At 63.3% G+C, this 17,560-nt stretch carries 17 protein-coding genes and 1 pseudogene; 6 read left to right on the top strand and 12 right to left on the bottom strand.

Annotated elements, in window-relative coordinates; genetic code table 11:
- Positions 1 to 50: 50 nt before the first annotated feature.
- Together LMTR13_RS17250 and LMTR13_RS17245 are read right to left on the bottom strand one after the other, a co-directional pair.
- Positions 51 to 986 (bottom strand): pirin family protein, encoded by a 936-nt coding sequence (locus LMTR13_RS17250; protein ID WP_065732755.1) that lies wholly within the window; start codon positions 984 to 986, stop codon positions 51 to 53.
- Between the two features lie 272 nt (positions 987 to 1,258).
- On the bottom strand, positions 1,259 to 2,152 hold the full coding sequence (locus tag LMTR13_RS17245) for a LysR family transcriptional regulator (RefSeq protein WP_065728893.1): 894 nt from the start codon (positions 2,150 to 2,152) through the stop codon (positions 1,259 to 1,261).
- A 153-nt stretch (positions 2,153 to 2,305) separates the two neighbouring features.
- On the opposite strand from LMTR13_RS17245, the gene LMTR13_RS17240 reads away from it, so the two are divergent.
- From LMTR13_RS17240 to LMTR13_RS17230, 3 genes and pseudogenes are all read left to right on the top strand, one after another.
- Positions 2,306 to 2,959, top strand: coding sequence for a hydrolase (locus LMTR13_RS17240; protein WP_065728892.1), 654 nt, complete (start codon positions 2,306 to 2,308; stop codon positions 2,957 to 2,959).
- Between the two features lie 116 nt (positions 2,960 to 3,075).
- A complete protein-coding gene (locus tag LMTR13_RS17235) occupies positions 3,076 to 4,839 on the top strand; it encodes a monovalent cation:proton antiporter-2 (CPA2) family protein (RefSeq protein ID WP_197521120.1) in 1,764 nt (587 codons plus the stop codon).
- Between the two features lie 58 nt (positions 4,840 to 4,897).
- A pseudogene (locus tag LMTR13_RS17230) lies at positions 4,898 to 5,691 on the top strand (alpha/beta fold hydrolase).
- 554 nt (positions 5,692 to 6,245) lie between these two features.
- Here the strand turns inward: LMTR13_RS17230 and LMTR13_RS17225 are convergent.
- The 3 genes from LMTR13_RS17225 to LMTR13_RS17215 form a co-directional block, all read right to left on the bottom strand.
- A complete protein-coding gene (locus LMTR13_RS17225) occupies positions 6,246 to 6,590 on the bottom strand; it encodes a hypothetical protein (protein ID WP_065728891.1) in 345 nt (114 codons plus the stop codon).
- A gap of 304 nt (positions 6,591 to 6,894) precedes the next feature.
- Positions 6,895 to 7,911, bottom strand: coding sequence for an alpha/beta hydrolase (locus tag LMTR13_RS17220; RefSeq protein WP_236843474.1), 1,017 nt, complete (start codon positions 7,909 to 7,911; stop codon positions 6,895 to 6,897).
- A gap of 478 nt (positions 7,912 to 8,389) precedes the next feature.
- Positions 8,390 to 8,731 (bottom strand): hypothetical protein, encoded by a 342-nt coding sequence (locus tag LMTR13_RS17215; protein WP_065728890.1) that lies wholly within the window; start codon positions 8,729 to 8,731, stop codon positions 8,390 to 8,392.
- A gap of 255 nt (positions 8,732 to 8,986) precedes the next feature.
- On the opposite strand from LMTR13_RS17215, the gene LMTR13_RS17210 reads away from it, so the two are divergent.
- Positions 8,987 to 9,361, top strand: coding sequence for a hypothetical protein (locus LMTR13_RS17210; RefSeq protein ID WP_065728889.1), 375 nt, complete (start codon positions 8,987 to 8,989; stop codon positions 9,359 to 9,361).
- A gap of 15 nt (positions 9,362 to 9,376) precedes the next feature.
- Here the strand turns inward: LMTR13_RS17210 and LMTR13_RS17205 are convergent, their stop codons facing one another.
- Together LMTR13_RS17205 and LMTR13_RS42565 are read right to left on the bottom strand one after the other, a co-directional pair.
- On the bottom strand, positions 9,377 to 9,832 hold the full coding sequence (locus tag LMTR13_RS17205; protein ID WP_065728888.1) for a hypothetical protein: 456 nt from the start codon (positions 9,830 to 9,832) through the stop codon (positions 9,377 to 9,379).
- A gap of 141 nt (positions 9,833 to 9,973) precedes the next feature.
- Positions 9,974 to 10,576 carry a hypothetical protein gene (locus tag LMTR13_RS42565; RefSeq protein WP_236843413.1) on the bottom strand — a complete coding sequence of 201 codons (603 nt, stop codon included), beginning with the start codon at positions 10,574 to 10,576 and terminating at the stop codon, positions 9,974 to 9,976.
- A gap of 294 nt (positions 10,577 to 10,870) precedes the next feature.
- Between LMTR13_RS42565 and LMTR13_RS17195 the strand changes: the two genes are divergently transcribed.
- On the top strand, positions 10,871 to 11,254 hold the full coding sequence (locus LMTR13_RS17195) for a VOC family protein (protein WP_065728887.1): 384 nt from the start codon (positions 10,871 to 10,873) through the stop codon (positions 11,252 to 11,254).
- 105 nt (positions 11,255 to 11,359) lie between these two features.
- Here the strand turns inward: LMTR13_RS17195 and LMTR13_RS17190 are convergent, their stop codons facing one another.
- A complete protein-coding gene (locus tag LMTR13_RS17190; protein WP_083219470.1) occupies positions 11,360 to 11,812 on the bottom strand; it encodes a hypothetical protein in 453 nt (150 codons plus the stop codon).
- A 224-nt stretch (positions 11,813 to 12,036) separates the two neighbouring features.
- Here LMTR13_RS17190 and LMTR13_RS17185 point away from each other — a divergent pair, with 224 nt between their 5' ends.
- On the top strand, positions 12,037 to 12,387 hold the full coding sequence (locus LMTR13_RS17185; RefSeq protein WP_065732751.1) for a GrlR family regulatory protein: 351 nt from the start codon (positions 12,037 to 12,039) through the stop codon (positions 12,385 to 12,387).
- A 17-nt stretch (positions 12,388 to 12,404) separates the two neighbouring features.
- Here LMTR13_RS17185 and LMTR13_RS17180 read toward each other — a convergent pair whose 3' ends face one another.
- From LMTR13_RS17180 to LMTR13_RS17165, 4 genes are all read right to left on the bottom strand, one after another.
- On the bottom strand, positions 12,405 to 15,083 hold the full coding sequence (locus tag LMTR13_RS17180; RefSeq protein WP_065728886.1) for a PAS domain S-box protein: 2,679 nt from the start codon (positions 15,081 to 15,083) through the stop codon (positions 12,405 to 12,407).
- A 194-nt stretch (positions 15,084 to 15,277) separates the two neighbouring features.
- Positions 15,278 to 16,078, bottom strand: a complete 801-nt coding sequence (locus tag LMTR13_RS17175) for an NUDIX hydrolase (RefSeq protein WP_065728885.1) — start codon at positions 16,076 to 16,078, stop codon at positions 15,278 to 15,280.
- A 4-nt stretch (positions 16,079 to 16,082) separates the two neighbouring features.
- Entirely contained in the window at positions 16,083 to 17,036 is a 954-nt protein-coding gene (locus tag LMTR13_RS17170; RefSeq protein ID WP_065728884.1) for a dihydrodipicolinate synthase family protein, read from the bottom strand.
- A 71-nt stretch (positions 17,037 to 17,107) separates the two neighbouring features.
- Positions 17,108 to 17,560: a GNAT family N-acetyltransferase gene (locus LMTR13_RS17165; protein WP_065728883.1), complete on the bottom strand. Its 453-nt coding sequence runs from the start codon at positions 17,558 to 17,560 to the stop codon at positions 17,108 to 17,110.

Below are 17,560 nucleotides of genomic sequence, written 5' to 3'. Positions count from 1 at the left end.
TCGTCCTCGACCGCTCGAGCCGTGTCCAGCGATCACGTTATCAGCCTCGGTCAGTCCGGAAGAGGAATGTGCTCATCCCGGTCATCGACCGGGAGATCGAAGCGCCCCTTGCCCCAGTTCTGCGCGCGCCATTCGGCTTTGGCCTCCTCGATGCGCTCCTGCGAAGACGCGACGAAATTCCACCAGATGTAGCGGGGGCCCGGAAAGGTCGCGCCGCCGAGAATCATCAGGCGCGCACCTCTGTCGCCGGCCGCGACCGTGATCCTGTCGCCGGGGCGGAAGACCATCATCTGAGATGCGTCGTATTCCTGGCCGGCGATAGAGATCGAACCTTCGACGATGTAGATGCCTCGATCTTCGTGATCATCCGGCATCGGCAGTCGGCTTCCTGCTTCGAGCGCCACATCGGCGTAGAATGTTTCCGAGAACATCGTCGCAGGGGCCTTTTCGCCGTAGGCGTCCCCGAGGATGAGCCGGACCGAGACGCCGCTATCCTCGACAACCGGCAGCGCCTCCTTGCCATGATGCTCGAACATCGGTGCCTTATCCTCGTGACGCTCGGGCAGCGCCAGCCAGGTCTGAATTCCGAACAGGCTGTTCGGACCGCTTCGGGCGGCCGCTGATGTGCGCTCGGAATGGGAGACACCGCGCCCGGCGACCATCCAGTTCAGCTCGCCCGGACGGATGATCTGATCGGCCCCGGTGCTGTCCCGGTGATGGAAGTCGCCGCGATATAGATAGGTGACGGTGCCGAGACCGATATGCGGATGCGGCCGGACGTCAACGCCCTGTCCGGTCAGGAGCTCGGCCGGCCCAGCCTGATCGAAGAAGATGAACGGTCCGACCATCTGCCGCTTCGGCGCCGGCAGGGCGCGCCGAACCTCAAAGCCGCCGAGATCGCGAGCGCGTGGAACAATGAGAGTTTCGATCGCGTCGATGCCGACCTCATCGGGGCAGCCGGGGTCGATTGCCGGGTTCCAACTCATGAACGTCATCCTCTCTTGGGCTTCCGGGAGGCCTCGCCCTTGCCGATGCGAATGCCTGATTTCGATTGATCCGGACCACACGAGCGGGAAGAGCGCTTTCGGCCCGACGAACGCCTAAACTTGGCCAGCGACCGTCTGCCCAACTAGTCCTGTGATGCGTCAAGCTGTGTCGCGGCAAGTGGAACGGGCGCGCGGTGTCGTCGAGCCCGGCGGCTCGCTGTAGAGCGACCGTCGAACGCAACTCTTTAATAAGGCTTCGCACCGTTCGCGCCCTAGCCGTCGAGACCCCAAAGATCCGGGTTCCGTTTGAAATACTCAATTAGCATCTCGGTGAGCACCCGCACTTTCCGCGTGGGATGCTGACCCGGCGGTCGGACGACATACGCGGCCCCCGGAGGTACCGGATAGCGTGTCATGATTGGGACCAGCGCGCCGGAGGCCACATATTCATGTGTGATGCAATCGGGGAGCCAGGCGATGCCGAGACCTGCCGCCGCGGCGGCAGCAAGCGCCGTGGCGCTGTCGGCCTTGAACCTGCCCTGCGGCTGGACCGCAACAATCTTGCGGCCATCCAAGAACTGCCAGGCTTCCGTCCCCTGCATGAGGGCCTGATGGGTGACGAGTTCGTCCAGAGTCTCGGGTGACCCGTGCGCTTCGATATAATCCGGGCTTGCGACAAGCTTTCCATGGATCGGCCCGACGCGCTTCGCGATCAGGTTGGAGTCCTGAAGGTAGGCGCCCCGGATCGCGCAATCGAAACCCTCTGCGACGAGATCGACGAAGCGATCGCTGTAGGAGGTATGAATGTGAAGCTGCGGGTGCTGGCGCGCCATTTCCGCGAGCACCGGGGCGAAGTGGGTCGGGCCGAAAGTCAGCGGCATGGCAACCCTCAGGCGGCCGCGAAGGTCGCCGGTCGGGAGGATCGTTTCCCTGGCCGTGTCGATCTCGGCGCTGGCTCTAGCCGCATGATCTCTAAACGTGATTCCCGCTTCGGTGAGCGCGGCGCCGCGGGTCGTTCGTGCAAGAAGCTGGACGCCGAGCTCCGCTTCAACCCGAAAGAGCCGCCGACTGACGATTGACTTGGAGACGCCGAGCCGGCGCGCGGCGGCCGATACGCCCCCGGCATCGGCCACTGCGACGAATGTCTCTAGATCTTCGATTTCCATTCTGGCGTTCCGCTTCTCGCGACACAGATTACCGAACTATGGCACTACCGCATCGCGGTGGGGAACGACAAATTGCGGCCAGGCGACGTCGCCGCTGACGGATGCCTACCGGAAAACCCGATGCCGCTTACAACAGCAGGAAAGGAAGTCGTAATGGCTTTTCGCAACGGCCTTGATTCGCTTCTTCGCCCCGAAGACTCGGTCCTCGTTCTGATTGATCACCAGCCCTATCAGCTCGCGAACTTGAACAGCCACGATCCGCAAGCTGTGGTCAACAACACGACCGCGCTAGCGAAGCTAGCAAAAGCCTTCAATGTTCCGACCATTCTCACCAGCGTGATCGCGGCGCGCGGTGGACTTCTCTTTAAGCAGATCACCGACGTATTTCCGGACCAGGAAGTCATCGATCGCACCTGGGTGAACACCTGGCAGGACGAGAATGTGGTGAACGTCGTCAAGGCGACCGGCCGCAAGCAGCTGATCATCGCCGGCCTGTGGACCGAGGTCTGCGTCGCAATGCCTGTGATCCAAGCCGCCGGCGGAGGCTGGGACGTGACCGTGATCACCGACGCGTCGGGCGGGATTTCGAAGGAGTCTCACGAAGTTGCCATCCAGCGAATGATCGCGGCTGGCGCGAACGTGATGACCGTGATGGCGCTCGCTGGCGAATGGCAACGCGATTGGGCGCGCACCGAGCATGTCGAGGAGCTGACCGAGATTCTCATCCAGCACTTCGGCGGCAGCGGCATCGCGTATCTTTGGGAGCAGCAGCTTCTCAACACGCCGCTTCCACGCGCCGCAGAGTGAACTGAGCTGGGATGGCGAGCGATGCATCGCGAAAGCTAAGGTTGATCGAGCCTCGTCATCCCCACCCTGCGGCCCAGTCCGACATGCCTCGCGCATGAGATCAGAAAGACGTGTTGATGGCTGAAGCGAGCCTTGGGCAGGTGATCGGACCTGCGGTCGTCCTGATGGGGGCGGCGGTTGTCGCCGTGCCGGTGTTCCGGCGGATCGGGCTTGGATCGGTCCTGGGCTATTTCGCCTCCGGTCTGCTGGTCGGGCCATCGGTGCTGAGCCTGATCACCGATGCCCAGTCCATTCTTCATTTCTCCGAACTCGGGGTGGTGATGTTCCTGTTCGTGATCGGATTGGAACTGCGCCCTCAAAAACTATGGGCGATGCGTGGCCAGATCTTCGGACTTGGCTCTGTTCAAGTGGCCGGCGCGACGGTCGCCCTGGCGCTCGCAGGCGCGGCGATCTTCGGCTTTTCCGCTCCGGTCGCCTTCATTGCCGGGGCCGGCTTCGTTCTGTCCTCGACAGCCGTCATCATGTCGGTGCTGCAGGACCGAGGTGAGCTTTCGAGCGCGGAAGGCCAGAAATCGGTCGCGATCCTGCTGTTCGAGGATTTGATGATCGTGCCATTGCTGGCGGTGGTCGCCTTCCTGTCGCCACTCTCGCACGGGCATGCCGGATGGACCGACGCCATGCTGGCAGCGGCTGCGCTGGTGGCGCTGCTGGGGGTGTCGCGCTGGGCACTGAACCCCTTCTTCGCCCTGCTGGCGCGCGCACGAACGCGAGAGGTGCTGACGGCCGGCGCGTTGCTGGTGGTCCTCGGCGCGGCGCTCCTGATGGACGCGGCCGGCCTGTCGATGGCCATGGGCGCATTCCTTGCCGGCGTAATGCTGTCGAGCTCGAGTTACCGCCACCAGATCGAGAGCGACATCGAACCGTTTCGTGGCCTGCTCATGGGACTGTTCTTCCTCGCCGTCGGCATGTCGCTCGATCTTTCCGTCGTCGCGGCCGAATGGCGGCTTCTGCTGTCCATGCTGGCTGCGTTTACGGTGGCGAAGGGTGCCATGGTCTATGTGGTGGCGCGCCTATTCGGCGGTTCCAACCATCAGGCCGTGCGCCGGGCGTCCATGTTCCTGCAGGGCGGCGAATTCGCCTTCGTGCTCTATGCCGCGGCGACGTCGGGCGGCGTGATCGATGCGCGGGAAAATGCGCTGTTCGTCACCGTCGTGATCCTCTCGATGGCCATGACACCGCTGTTCATGCTGGCGGCCGACCGGCTCTTGCATGGCGAGACGTCAATGGACGGCGTCGATGTCGCACGCGATCTGAAGGGGCGGATCCTCCTCATCGGCTTCGGCCGCTTCGGCCAGATCGCCTCGCAACTTCTGCTGTCAAGGGGCGTCGACCTTGCCGTCATCGACCGGGACCCCGACCGGATCCGCGATGCAGGCCGATATGGGTTCAAAGTCTTTTTCGGCGACGGCGTCCGGCTCGACACCCTGCGCCACTCGGGCGCGGCAGAAGCGGATGCGATCATGGTCTGCATCGACGACCCGAAGGCCGCGCTGCAGATCGTGGAACTGGCGCAGCGCGAATTTCCGCAGGCGAGGCTGCTGGTGCGAAGCTACGATCGCGGACATGCCGCGGAGCTGATCCGGGCGGGTGTCGACTATCAGATCCGCGAGACGGTCGAATCCGCTTACCGGATGGGGGCGGAAGGGCTTCGTGCATTGGGTTTCGCTGAGGTCGATGTCGAGGAGGCAATCGAAGACATCCGTCAGCGCGACACCGAACGCCTTTCCGAGCAGGTGCAGGGCGATGTCATGTCGGGCCGGGACCGGCTGTTCACCCAGCCCATCCCGGAGCCGCTGATCGGAACAACGGCGCCGAAGTAGGCAAATATCCAAAAAGGGCCGCTGAAGCACCCACGATGTTCAAGAAGGAGAGCATACTATGGGCTTTGTCACCACCGACGACGACGTACAGATTTTCTACAAGGATTGGGGTCCCAAGGACGCTCGGCCAATTGTTTTTCACCATGGCTGGCCACTCGGTTCCGATGACTGGGACGCGCAGATGCTGTTCTTCCTGTCGAAGGGCTATCGCGTCGTCGCGCATGACCGACGCGGCCACGGACGCTCGGAGCAGGTGGCCGAGGGTCACGACATTGACCACTACGCGGCCGACGCCTTTGCCGTCGCCAAGGCGCTGGATTTGCGGAACGCGGTTGATATCGGCCATTCCACCGGTGGCGGCGAAGTCGCGCGGTACGTGGCGCGACACGGCGAACCGGCGGGCCGGGTGGCCAAGGCCGTTCTCGTCGCCGCCATTCCGCCGCTGATGCTGAAGACCGACGACAACCCCGAGGGCACACCGATGGAGGTCTTCGACGGCTTTCGGACGGTGCTGGCCAGCAACCGTGCACAGTTCTTCCGTGACGTCCCGTCGGGCCGTTCTACGGCTTCAATCGCGAGGGCGCGACGGTCCATGAGGGCGTGATCCAGAATTGGTGGCGGCAGGGGATGATGGGCAGCGCCAAGGCGCACTACGACGGCATCAAGGCCTTCTCGGAAACTGATCAGACCGAGGACCTCAAGGCGATCACCGTGCCGACGCTGGTGCTGCACGGTGAGGACGACCAGGTCGTTCCGATCGCCGCTTCGGCCTTGAAGGCGATCAAGCTGCTGCCGAACGGCACGCTGAAGACCTACCCCGGTTTCTCGCACGGGATGCTGGCAAAAGCTTAAGAATTTCAGGAGATTGCTTCGACGCTCGCATCACGTGTTGAGATGCATCCCGACCTATTGAAATCATCACGATCCCCGCACGCACGATTAGCTTCGTCCCATGCTTCGCCGCGCCCGCTTCAGACGGGCACCGTGGAAGACAAGGGCACGCCGATCAGGAACAAATCCAGATAATCGCAACCGCAATCGGGATACCCAAACCAAGTGCTCCGAAAATCGCCGGGACGAATTCGGACAGCAGGCGTACGCCAGATGATGACATGACGTTACTCCTTGGAGCCCCGCGAGCACTGCTCGCCCCCAAGATGAACGGTCAATCGCGCCTTCGGACTACGGTCCTTGGCGACTCGCTGTGAAGCGGCAATGCTGGGGCGTTATGGTTAACAAGAGGTTAATCCAGATGAGCATGCGCGAGCGCAGCACATGTCGGTTCGATCGAAGTTCCGCAAAGCGCGCCACGCCGTCATCATCGGCCGCGCCTCCCGATTCGGCCCGCCCGCCTTCAAGGAGTGGCGCCCATTCGACGCCACTCCCTTCAGCGACGCACGCGCCGATCAGAAGGAGCAGCCATAGGCCGTGAGCGAGGCCTTCGTCGCGTCCAGGGTTTGCTTGCAGGTCGCTTCCATGGTCGCCTTGGTCGACGGATTCTTGGCCATGTCGACCCAGGCCTTGCGTGTCTGGTCGATCTGCGTCTTGTACATCGCGCGCTGTGCCTCGGGGACCTTGGAGACGACGCAGGCGTCGTATTTGGTCAGGAAGTCGTCGCAGGAGGCGATGCCCGTGCTCTGCGCATGAGCCGTGGTGACGCCCGCGAGCAAGGCGATGCCCGCCGCGAGTGATAGCACCTGTTGACGGTTCGCGCTCGAACCCGTCCCGGCTTTGGATGTTGCTTGACGCATGATTTTTATTCCTCTGTAACAACTGAACAATCTGGATCGCCGACAAACGCCCGCTGTCGCCCATATCTCCCTGATCGAGTCGCAAAGCATCGCGCGCCGAAAACCGGTCGGCGTTGCGGACGTCGAGCAATTCAAGCGTTGAGCAGTTCGAGGCGAGACCGGGCACCACCGTGCCGGCCACGAATAATTGTTCCGTCAATTTGGCGAGATTATGGGTGACGACACCGTGACGTTGTGGTGGCCGCTTGCCGGCGATGGACGGGCACCATCATTGCCGTGCGATCCCGTCGCGCCGAAGGCGAGCTCACGCGGCCGAGGTATCGATCGAGCGGCGGATCACCTTCCGTACCTCGGCGTTGGATAGGAACAGATCGTGGTTGATGATACCCCAGCCTGAATCGGACGCATCGATGACGCGCACGCCGAGTTGCTCGATAGTGGCCTTCTCTGCGGCGCCGACCCGCGTCATCCCACCGGCCAATCGTCCCGACAACGCAAGCGCGCGATCATTCGTCGAGGCGACGACGGTAATCTTGCGGGTGAGTGGTCCGATATTCTGGGTCGCCGAAGAGAACACATCCATATCGATGTCCGGTGAGGCGAATACCACGGCCCCGATCTTGCCGGCAATGCTGTCGCCATATCGCGCATAGAGCTGACGCAGCCCTTCGAGGGTCAGCATGGTTCCCATGCTGTGCGCGACGATGTGAACGCGGCCGACGCTCGGGGCGGTGGCGAGGGAATGCAGCACGCGCTCGAAGGCATCGCGGGAGTACATCGCACTGTCGCGGTCATAGTCGTAATCGAACAGTCCCGCCTTGGATGGCCAGGAGAAGATCATCGTCTGACCGCGGAATCTGATGCCGTCGGCGAGGTGCGCAGCGTCGAGCGCCGCCGTCTCGAACGTCTGCTTGAAACCGTGCACGTAGATCAGCACGTCCGGGCCGCCGCTGGCTTGCCCGAGAAGATCACCGACCTCTCCCGATACCGGCTCGACCGTATCGAGACGCCAATCGCCAAGTCCGGCTGCGGCGAGGGAGAAACGATTCTCGTCGGGCGGCACCAGTTTCGCCCGTGCCACGGTCATCTTCGAAGCGCGCTCCGGACCAAACCACGGTTTCGCCCGGCCGCCGCTCGCCGGCTTGCGCGTGGTCGCGACGAGCAATGTCGGCTCCACCGAGAGCGACGAAGCATCGTAGCGCGCGCCCGTCGCGCCCAGACTGGCGCATCCGCCGAGCGCAAGCGCGCTGGCCGAAGACACAATTCCGCGCAGGAACGCGCGGCGTGACCTAAACGTCTCGTTTTGCTGCAAATGTCGGATGATCACGTAGGACCTTTGGGAACATTGCCCCGTAGCACCGCCCCGCACGTCTCCCGAATTAGGATGGCGAGAAAAGGGCGGGCCGATCGCTGATAGAGCTTGTTTTGGATCGTTCCGGTTCCGTCGCGATTCTGTGATCGAGAGCAGGCGCGACGAAACCATTCTATTCCGCCGCGAAGCGCTCCGGAAACAAAGCGCCGGTAGGGTCTGGCCAATCGAACAACGGGGTTAGATCATGTTGGTAGCGGTCCTCAACCTCATCTATCGCGAATTCCTCAAGCGTGCCCTTTCCGGCATGGCAATCCAGGGAGGACGGCTATGACCGAAGTCGTGGCGGCATTCCTCATCTTCGTCAGCATCGGCATATTCCTGGCCCACGCATTTGACGCCTATCGCCTGCGCTAGATCGGCGCAACGCCGCACGGACAGGATGCACCGCGAGATCGGTGACATCTGGTGTGCGGCAGGCGGCCGTCTCCTAACGAGAGCCATCCTTGCCGGCGATGAACACGTCGCGATCCGGAAATTTCGTGCTCTCCGCAATCGGGAAGCGGCGGGAATCGACGCGCCACTCGCGGCCACCTCGATAAGTCGCATGCGGCGACTGCGCCAACAGGCGGTATTTGCCGCGCGCGAAATACACTTCCTCCTTCGGGAACGTTGCGAACGCCGACTCCGGCAGGCCGAAATTCTTCGCCGGCAACCCCGGCGGCGTATGACCGATGCAGTCAGTGACGCTGAAGGTGCCGCGTCTCTCGATGACGAAAGGCCACTCTGCGGCCGTGGCGTGCCAGCAACTCGCGCCCCGCGCCAGGCTCAAGCCGCATCGAGACGCCGGCAATCCCCCCACCGTAAGCCGCGGCGCTCCGGGGGACGTTAAGCGGAGCTCCCTGACACCCTCCGGACCATCGCGCAGGTCTCAATTGAATGGCTATTGAATCAACAGGTTAGACAGATGCTCGGGGATGATGCTAGAGAACGCAGGCGCACAGCGGGATTTTCGATTCCGAGAGTCGGGAGTTGCAGTCTCCCCCAGAGGCGCTTGTTCAGCTTACGGCTATTCGGACATTTCGATATGAAAAAGATCATCCTGACGCTGGCGATCCTGTATCCGGCGGCGGCGCTGGCCCAGGGAACGAACACCCCGGCCGCCCAAGCCAACCCTCCGACGGTCGGCGGCAAGCCGCTGGTTGTAGTCGGTTCGAAGAATCCGACGGCGGGCAAAAAAGAAAAGCCCTTATCTGTCGCCCAGAAGCTGCAGGCCTGCCAGGACATCGACGATGCGACCAAAGAACGCCTGAATTGCTACGACGCCATTTATGCGCCACAGCCCAAACCGAAGGCGCCGACGGCAAAGGGCGTCAATGATTGTCGTTTCGTCAAGGAGGAAGACGAACGGCTGACCTGCTATAATGGTTTTGCGGATAAGCTTCCGAAGCTACCGCGCTAAATCAGGCGGCGCGGCTTACCAAGTGCTGTTCCAATTCGGACCACCGAAGAAGCCGAAGTGCGACTGCTGCGCGACCCGCATTTGCGACGGCTGCGGCGCTGGACGGCTTTTTACCACCTTGCGCTTGCGCTGGATCGGCGGCTCCGGTTTCTTCGCCTCGGCCGGCACGAACTGGGCAAATGTCTCCCGCGCACGGGCCTGAGCGTCGGCCGAGGCAGGGGCCACGGCAGGCGCGGACGGCGCAGCGGCCTGGGCGGTCATGGCCGGCGGCGGAACAATGGTCGGAAGGCTGGTGTCAAAGACCACCCGTTCCGGCAGTTTCTGGTCGGAACGAATGCGCACGACGGTTTTGTCGACCGACGAAACGGCCTGGCTGGCCACGACCGCCTGCTGGGGGGCGAACGCATCGATCGCCAACAACAGCACGAGCAGCACTCCGCCGACAAACAGGAAATAACGCACAACAGGCATCGGACTCGCTCCCCCCGCGCGAGTAGCGCGCGGTTCAGTCGCCCAACGGGCGATATAGCGATTAGTTCCTACCCATCCGGCAAGGTTCAAAGGCGCCAGTCACATTTTCCGGAGACGGAACGCCAGCTCGGCCGCACAGGGTTAAATGCGGCTGGCCGCCACCAGTGAACATTTCGCCTTGCTTGCGTTGACGTTGACGAACCCGACCAGCATGCCGGCGTATCGCTTCCGGCTCTTCATCTTCACGGTATCGCGAATGATCCGCCGGCGGTCGGTCAGATGGCTGCCATCCCGGCGGATGAAGCTGCAGGCGATCTCGATGTCCTTCACCGCGTAGTCATTGGTATTGCGAAGCGTGAAGGTCACCAGCGCTTTCGAGCCGAGCCCGCCCCTTCGCCATGACTGCGCGACGATTTTCAGGCCGTCGAGCGGCGACTTGGCAGGGTCAACCGTTTCTGGCGGCGCGATGTCGAGAGGCACGGCGGCGCCAACCGCCTGGTTGGGATCGGTAGAAGCTGCTGCCGGCGCCGGGTTCGACAGGGTCGCCTGCGTCGCGGCCGTATCATTCGTGCTGGATCTGTTTTGCGTGACACCGGTGACTTCAGACGGCGTCGCCGCTGAACGGCTTTCGGCGTCGCTCGCTTGCGGTAGCATCAACCATATGGTGCATCCGGCGATGGCGATGGCCGGCAGCACGGCAAGCCGCGCTTCGGACTTTCCGAACGACCAGCCGGCGATTCTCATAGCCGCGTCCTCACCCCGCAGCGTCGGCGATTGCCGTGCCGCGCATGAAAAAAGCCATACGGGCGTTTTCCCGCACGGCTTCTGTCACGACCGCCGCTGTACGGATCCCGCCGCCCCTCAACAATCATCCATGACAGGATTGGTTTCATACCACCTCGACAATATTGCGGCGGCAGTGCAAGGCTTGCAGGGGTGGCAAGGCTTGCAGGGATTGTGGATGGCCGGCGGCGATTGGCCGCCGCGCCGCGACCGGCCTTCAGCGCCGCAACAACAATAATAGGGAGACCGATCGAGATGCCGACCGTTACCTGGGACCATGTGCATTTGCGCAGCCCCGATCCCGAAGCGACTGCAGCCTGGCTGGAAGACATTCTGGGCGGCGAGATCGTTCGTGCCCCGGGACGGATCGACGTCAAACTCGGCGGCGCCAATGTGTTCATCGCACCCGTCAGCGCCGGCGACGGGGTCAATGCGCCGCCAGCGACGCCCTATCAGGGGCTCGATCATTTCGGACTGACGGTGAAAGACATCGACGCGGTCGCCGCAGAGATCAAGGCCAAGGGCGTCGAGTTTACGAAGGAACCGACCACCATACGGCCTGGCGTTCGCATCTGCTTCATCCGCGGGCCGCAGGGCATCTCGATCGAACTGCTCGAGCGCGACAAGAAGTACGCATGACGCGCCACTGAGGATATCTTTCTGAAATTGTCATCGCCTGCCGCCGGCTCTCGCCTTCGGCGAGCCCGATGACAGGACGGTCGTGGGTCGGCCAGGGCTCGTGCGTTACGTCATCGATCCCGGCATGAAGCAGCGAATGCTCAATCCCTGATAGCCGCGGATCGGCCAGACCATGGTTCGCCCTGCCCGGTTCGGCTCGGTGATGACGGCGTCTTCAGGCACCTCGTACCACTCGCCGTCAATGCGAACGCGGTAGCGCCCGCCTTTCGATTCCCAATCCACGTCGCTGACGGCGCTGCCGTCCGCGTCGGAACAGCACGGTCCCTTTCCGCTCCTTAGACTGTCGAACCACTGCTTCAGCGGTGAGTTGGCATAACGCCCGTCGGGGTCGCGGGCCTCGCCGGGAACTGCGGCCAGCGGCAACATCAGCAATACGGGGCCGATGATCAGCGGCCCTTTCCAGCGGTCCGCACGATGGCGGCGCGTGGCTTCACGATTGCTACTCTTCTGTGCGTGTGGGTGCGGCACGTGGCCGCCTGTATTCATCCAGTTGGTCACCTGTTCTCTTGCTCCAGCACCCGCCGGCCGGTGCCAGGGCGAACTATGCATTTCGCGGGCCAACTCGATTCGGTGGCCCGCAAGTCAACCCCGCGTCACGTCGGGGGTGGTACGTTTAAGATTGGGAACAGGCGGGCAACCTGACGCGTTGACGGTGCCGGTCGCGCTTTGGCATAACTCCTTGACCGGCTTCGGTGGGCGCTGCGGCCGGCACCTGGGACGCCATGAAGAACGGATTGTATTCGATCCACGTCACCTTGCTGGATGGGCGCATCGGCAAGGGCAGCGGCGTTATCCTGTTCCGGGACGGCCAGATTCTCGGCGGCGACGCCTATCTGTTTTATACCGGCAGCTACACCGTGAAGGGCGACACCTTCAAGGGCGAGGTCCTGGTGCAGCGTCACACCACCCCGCGCGATAATGACAATCCACTGTTCGGCGGCCCCAGCCCTGTCGGCATCGGCGTATCCGGAACCTTCACCGACACCCGCGGCAGCATGAATGGAACCGCGCTCGTCGGCAAGGCGAGCCAGATCTTCGGCGCCACATTGCACAAGCTGGCGGACATCAACTAGCGGCTCCCGGCGTACGCCTACTCCGCTGCCAGCTCCAGCGGTGCAACGCGCGGCAGGATCATCTGGATGCGCGTGCCACCGCCTGGCTCGGAATCGAGGTCGAGCCGGCCACCGAGGCGGGTCGTCACGATGCTGTAGACGATGTGCAGGCCGAGCCCGGTGCCGCCCTGATCGCGGCGCGTGGTGAAGAACGGATCGAAGGCGCGGCGGCGGACATCGAGGCTCATGCCGATGCCGTTATCTGAAAAGATGATCTCGACATTGTCCTTGCCGGACTCCCGCACCTGGATATCGACCGTGCCGGGCTTGCCGTCCGGGAAGGCATGCGCCACCGAATTGAGGAACAGGTTGGTGAGCACCTGTCCGTACGGCCCGGGATAGCTGTTCATCATCAGGTTGGGCTGGCACTCCACATTGAGCGTCAGATTGTGCTTGCGCAGGCCCGGCCGCAAGGACATCACCACCTGCTCGGTGAGATCGCCGAGATCGAAGGTGCGCTGATCCGAATAGTTGCGGTCGGCGGCGACCTGCTTGAACGATTGGATCAGCTCGGCAGCGCGATTGAGATTGGCCACCAGTTGCGACGACGCCGTGCGGCTGGTGTCGAGAAAATCGTTGAGACTGGAGCGGCGCAGCTCGCCGCGGGCGACCTCGGCTGCAAAGTTCGACGTCTTGCGCTCCAGCGCGGATGCCACCGTCAGGCTGATGCCGACGGGATTATTGACCTCGTGGGCGACGCCGGCCACCAGCCGCCCCAGCGCGGCGAGTTTTTCCGCCTCGATCAGCGAATTCTGCGTCTCACGCAGGTTCCGTAGCGCTCCCTCCGCCGCATCCTTGGCCTTGCGCATCTCGGATTCGACGCGCTTGCGCTCGCCGATGTCGAGCGCGACGGTCACGATGTTCTCGATCTCGCCGACCGCATCCAGGATCGGCAGCTTGTTGACCAGCCATTGCCGCATATGGCCGGACGCGTCCTTGTATTCTTCCTCGTAAAACCCGAGTTCCTTGCCGGCCGCCAGCACCCGCTTGTCGGGCTCGTCTGTCTTTTCCGCGCCGTAACGTGACATCAGTTCGGCCGTGGTGCGGCCAATCGCATCCCCGGGCTCGACCCCGAAAATGCCGGCCATGTAGCGGTTCATCAGAACGTAACGGAGCTGCTTGTCCTTGACGTTAATGACCGCAGGTACGGTGTCGATCACCATCTGCAGCAGGCGGCGGCCTTCGGCGATCGCATCCTCGGCGCGCTTCTGGTCGGTGATGTCGCGCACCGTTCCCTCGTAGCGGACGATCTCCCCCGCTTCGTTGCGCACCGCGCTGGCGCTGTCGGAGAGCCAGAGCACCGCCCCAGTGCAGGTGCGAACCTGGTACTCATATTCGCGGATCATGCCGTCGCGCTGCATCAGCCGCGCGTACTCCGCCCGCGCTTCGGGTTGAACGTAAACGGTATCTGCGATGTCGCCGATGCCATTGATCAGATCCTGCGGCGTGGCATAGCCCATCATCCGCGCCAGCGCCGGGTTAGCATTGAGCAGCGCGCCGCCGGGCGTCGTGACGTAGATTCCGTCGACCGAGGACTCGAACAGCTTGCGGTAACTTTCCTCCGCAAGCCGCTGTTCGGCGAGCGCACGCACCGCCGCCTCGCGTGCGGTGTCGGCATCGACCAGCGTCTGCCGGAATACTTCGGCGGCACGGGCGATGTCGCCGATCTCGTTGTCCACGTCGGTCGCCGGGATCGAGGCGCTCTTCTCGCCGCCGGCCACCGCGCGGATCGAGGCTGCGATCGCGGCAAGCGGACGCACGGTGCGCCGAACCACCAGCAACGAGGCGAACAGCCCGATCAGGACACCGGCCGTGCCGAGGACGATGCTCTGCCACTTCGCTTCCGTCAGGGTCCGCGCAAAATCGCGTGAGAGGACGCGCCCCCGCCGCTCGCTGACGTCGCGCAACAATTCGGTGACGCGCTGGATCAGGCGGCCCTCCGCACCGAGCACCTCCCTGTCTATGTCGGATATCTGCCGTTCCCGGATCGATATGTTGACGATCGCCAACGCATAGTCGTCGACGAGCGCGCGCAGCTTTGGGTCCGTAATCGTCATCGAGCGCATCGTTTCCGCAGCCTGTTCGGCCGCCGAAGGGTTATGCGCCAGCAACGCCGAAGCGATGCGGCTCTGGGTCTGAGCCAGGGCCGTCGCAAGATGGGGATCGGATGCCTCGGCGATCGCCGTATCGAATTTCTCGCGCAAGGGCGGCAACGCGACAATCATCTCGGCACGGCGGTTGATCAGCGCGGAAATTCGTTCGATGCCGGTGCGGTAGGTTGCCAGGCGCTCGGTGACGCCGTCGATCATGTCCTGCTGCTCTGGCGCTAGCTCCAGCCGCGTCTTCTTCAGTATCTCGCCGAGCGCGTTGGCGGCTTCGCCAACCTGGAGCGATTGGTTGCCGCGATCGGTGACGAAATCCCGCGCCGCCAGCCGCAATTCGTTCATGCGGCGGTCGATGTCCTCGGCCAGATCGCCGACGCTCTGCAGCCGCTGCAGCTCGGCAAAGGTCGCATCGATGTGGCGGATGGCGATGACGCTGGCCGTCGAGGTGATGATGATCACCGCCAGCACCAGCATGAAACTGCCGAATGTCAGTTGGCCGATCGAAAGCGAGAACGATCGCGGCGGCGAATTCGGCGGCGTTTCAGCGGTCATGTGGGTCGGGGCCGGGCTCCAATCGGGCGCAATATACGATGGATTTCGGGCCGTGGGGAACATGCCGGAATCGGCCGGATTCGCCATCAGGACACCAAAGAGGCGGCACCAGCCAAGGCAGATTGGCCGTTAACCTTTCCCGATGGGGACGGCCGGCAAGACCGCCCGCGGACACCGAGGCGATTTGGGACGCGTCAGCCGACGGAGCCGACCTCGAACACGTCGCCGTCATAACCGGCTTCGAGGGGGATACGGAGCTGCCGGCCGCCATTGTTCCTCGTCATGACAGGCGTCACCGTGACGACGGATTTTCCGCGGCTGTCATCCAACGCAGCCTTTACGGTTGCCTGCTTGCCGAGCTTGATCAGGTTGCGGGTGGTCGGGAACGGCAGCTTGAAGCGCCCGCTCTCGCCGCCTTCAAGCGCTTCACGCGGCGACACCCAGATCGAGTCGGTGGATTCCCTGCCGTCATGGGCGCCGACCTGTTCAGGCGGGGCAGCGGCGAGGAAAAACCAGGTGTCGAACCGCTTGGGCATGCCCTCCGGCGTGATCCAGTGCGCGTAAGGAACGAGCTCGTCGAGCGCCAGCACCATGCCGTTGTCCGTCAGCACCTGGAGGAAGCTGATCTTGCTGTCGCAGAGGTCGGCGCGATGCGCCGCCTCGATCTTGCTGGCACGCTTGGCATCGACCAGCGCCGTCGCCCCCTTGGCCCGCGCCAGCAGGATGCCGCTCTCCTCAAACGTTTCGCGGATCGCCGCGATACGGAAACTCAGCGTGGCTTCATCGAGCCCCTCGCCGCCCGAATAGAGTTCGGGTCTAGCGATGATCTCCTTGTCGCCCTTGTCGACACTACCGCCGGGAAACACCAGCGCGCCGGAATTGAAGTCGATCTCATAATGGCGAACCATCATGAAGACCTCGATCTCCGCTCGCTCCGCGCTGTCGCGCAGCAGCAGGATGGTGGATGCAGGACGCGGGGCGACGGCTTCGGCCATTGGACTAACCCGCTGCGCTGGACTGCGGTTGCAGGTTGGCACGGCGGTCGACGCGCGCCACCCGCGACAACAGATAGTCGACTTCCGCCTTTGCGGTCGCCGTAATCGTCGCACCCGGCTTGCGCTGCGCGCTGGAGGAGATGATGCCACGTTTCTGCAGCACGTATTTACGCACCGACAGGCCCGCGCCTGGCTGCTGCTCGTAACGGATCAACGGCAGATGCGCGTCGAACAAATCGTGCGCGGCATCGCGCTTGCCGGCCTTCGACAGTTTGACGACGTCGATCAAAAGTTCCGGGAATGCGTAGCCGGTCATGGCGCCGTCGGCGCCGCGCTCCATTTCGAAATCGAGGAACAGTCCGCCGTTGCCGACCAGGATCGAGAGCGGCCGCAGCGAGCCGTCCTTCTGGAAGTTACGGAGCGTGGAGATCTTCTCCAGGCCCGGCCAGTCCTCATGCTTGAGCATGACGCAGGACGGACTATCCATCACGATCTTGCGGATCACGGCAGGCGTGAAGATGACGTTGAGCGTCAGCGGATAATCCTGCAGCACCCAGGGAATCTCGTCGCCGATCGCTTCCTGCGCCTGCTTGAAATAGCCCGTGATCTGGTCGTCGGTGCGAAGGTGCGGCGGCGGCGCGATCATCACGCCGGCGGCGCCGGCATCCATCGACGCTTTCGCCAGCGAGCACATCGAGGCGAAGCCCGGCGCGGAGACGCCGACAATGATCTGCATGTTCTTGGCACGCTTGACGAAGCGGATCGCCACCTGCTCTGCCTCGGCGGCATCGAGCTTTGGCGCCTCGCCCAAGATACCGAGCACGGTGACGCCGTCGCAGCCGACTTCGGCGTAGAAGTCGGTCAGGCGATCGATGGATTTCTCGTCGATCCGGCCGTCATCGTGGAACGGTGTCGGCGCAATCGCAAAGGTGCCTGCAGCCTGGGCGGTGAGTTTCATGATTACCTTCTTTGGCAGGGGCTAACGGAATGGAGCATCTGCGGCATGGATATCACCAACTAACCTGTGCCTCAAAGCGGCAGATTGAGCCTCGGAATGAGCCTGCCCGGGATGGAGCCCGATGGAACAAGGCCGTCGTCGACGGCCCCCATGCGGCGGTAAAAGTCGGCCGCGTCAGGATCAGCCTCGATGACCAGCGCAGTAGCGCCGGCCGCCCGGGCGGTGGCTTTGGCCCAATCGAGCAGCTTTCGGCCCGCACCGGTGCGCAGCAAGCCCGGTTCGACAAACAGTTTCTCAAGCTGGGCCGTGTCGCCACTGGATTTCACCTCCGCGACGCCCGCGAGACGGCCGTCCAGCTCGGCCACCTGCACGTGGGACGCCAGAATGGTCGCCGGTGTCAGCGTGAGCTCCTTGCCGCAGGCTTGCATGAACGTGTCGTCATATCCCCACACGGCTTTGGAGCGCAGGCACAGCTCAGTGAGAGCAGGCCCTTCTTCCGGACGTGCAGGGCGCAACGCGAGCAT

It is taken from the genome of Bradyrhizobium icense (assembly GCF_001693385.1).
Taxonomy (GTDB): Bacteria; Pseudomonadota; Alphaproteobacteria; order Rhizobiales; family Xanthobacteraceae; genus Bradyrhizobium; species Bradyrhizobium icense.
The sequence above is the reverse complement of the archived record's forward strand: the minus strand, read 5'-3'. Positions and strand labels throughout refer to the sequence as shown.

Bases quoted from the DNA above. Each gene is read 5' to 3' on its own strand.
- LMTR13_RS17250 (WP_065732755.1), bottom strand. From the start codon at position 986: ATGAGTTGGAACCCGGCAATCGACCCCGGCTGCCCCGATGAGGTCGGC.
- LMTR13_RS17245 (WP_065728893.1), bottom strand. From the start codon at position 2,152: ATGGAAATCGAAGATCTAGAGACATTCGTCGCAGTGGCCGATGCCGGG.
- LMTR13_RS17240 (WP_065728892.1), top strand. From the start codon at position 2,306: ATGGCTTTTCGCAACGGCCTTGATTCGCTTCTTCGCCCCGAAGACTCG.
- LMTR13_RS17235 (WP_197521120.1), top strand. From the start codon at position 3,076: ATGGCTGAAGCGAGCCTTGGGCAGGTGATCGGACCTGCGGTCGTCCTG.
- LMTR13_RS17225 (WP_065728891.1), bottom strand. From the start codon at position 6,590: ATGCGTCAAGCAACATCCAAAGCCGGGACGGGTTCGAGCGCGAACCGT.
- LMTR13_RS17210 (WP_065728889.1), top strand. From the start codon at position 8,987: ATGAAAAAGATCATCCTGACGCTGGCGATCCTGTATCCGGCGGCGGCG.
- LMTR13_RS17205 (WP_065728888.1), bottom strand. From the start codon at position 9,832: ATGCCTGTTGTGCGTTATTTCCTGTTTGTCGGCGGAGTGCTGCTCGTG.
- LMTR13_RS42565 (WP_236843413.1), bottom strand. From the start codon at position 10,576: ATGAGAATCGCCGGCTGGTCGTTCGGAAAGTCCGAAGCGCGGCTTGCC.
- LMTR13_RS17195 (WP_065728887.1), top strand. From the start codon at position 10,871: ATGCCGACCGTTACCTGGGACCATGTGCATTTGCGCAGCCCCGATCCC.
- LMTR13_RS17185 (WP_065732751.1), top strand. From the start codon at position 12,037: ATGAAGAACGGATTGTATTCGATCCACGTCACCTTGCTGGATGGGCGC.
- LMTR13_RS17180 (WP_065728886.1), bottom strand. From the start codon at position 15,083: ATGACCGCTGAAACGCCGCCGAATTCGCCGCCGCGATCGTTCTCGCTT.
- LMTR13_RS17175 (WP_065728885.1), bottom strand. From the start codon at position 16,078: ATGGCCGAAGCCGTCGCCCCGCGTCCTGCATCCACCATCCTGCTGCTG.
- LMTR13_RS17170 (WP_065728884.1), bottom strand. From the start codon at position 17,036: ATGAAACTCACCGCCCAGGCTGCAGGCACCTTTGCGATTGCGCCGACA.
- LMTR13_RS17165 (WP_065728883.1), bottom strand. From the start codon at position 17,560: ATGCTCGCGTTGCGCCCTGCACGTCCGGAAGAAGGGCCTGCTCTCACT.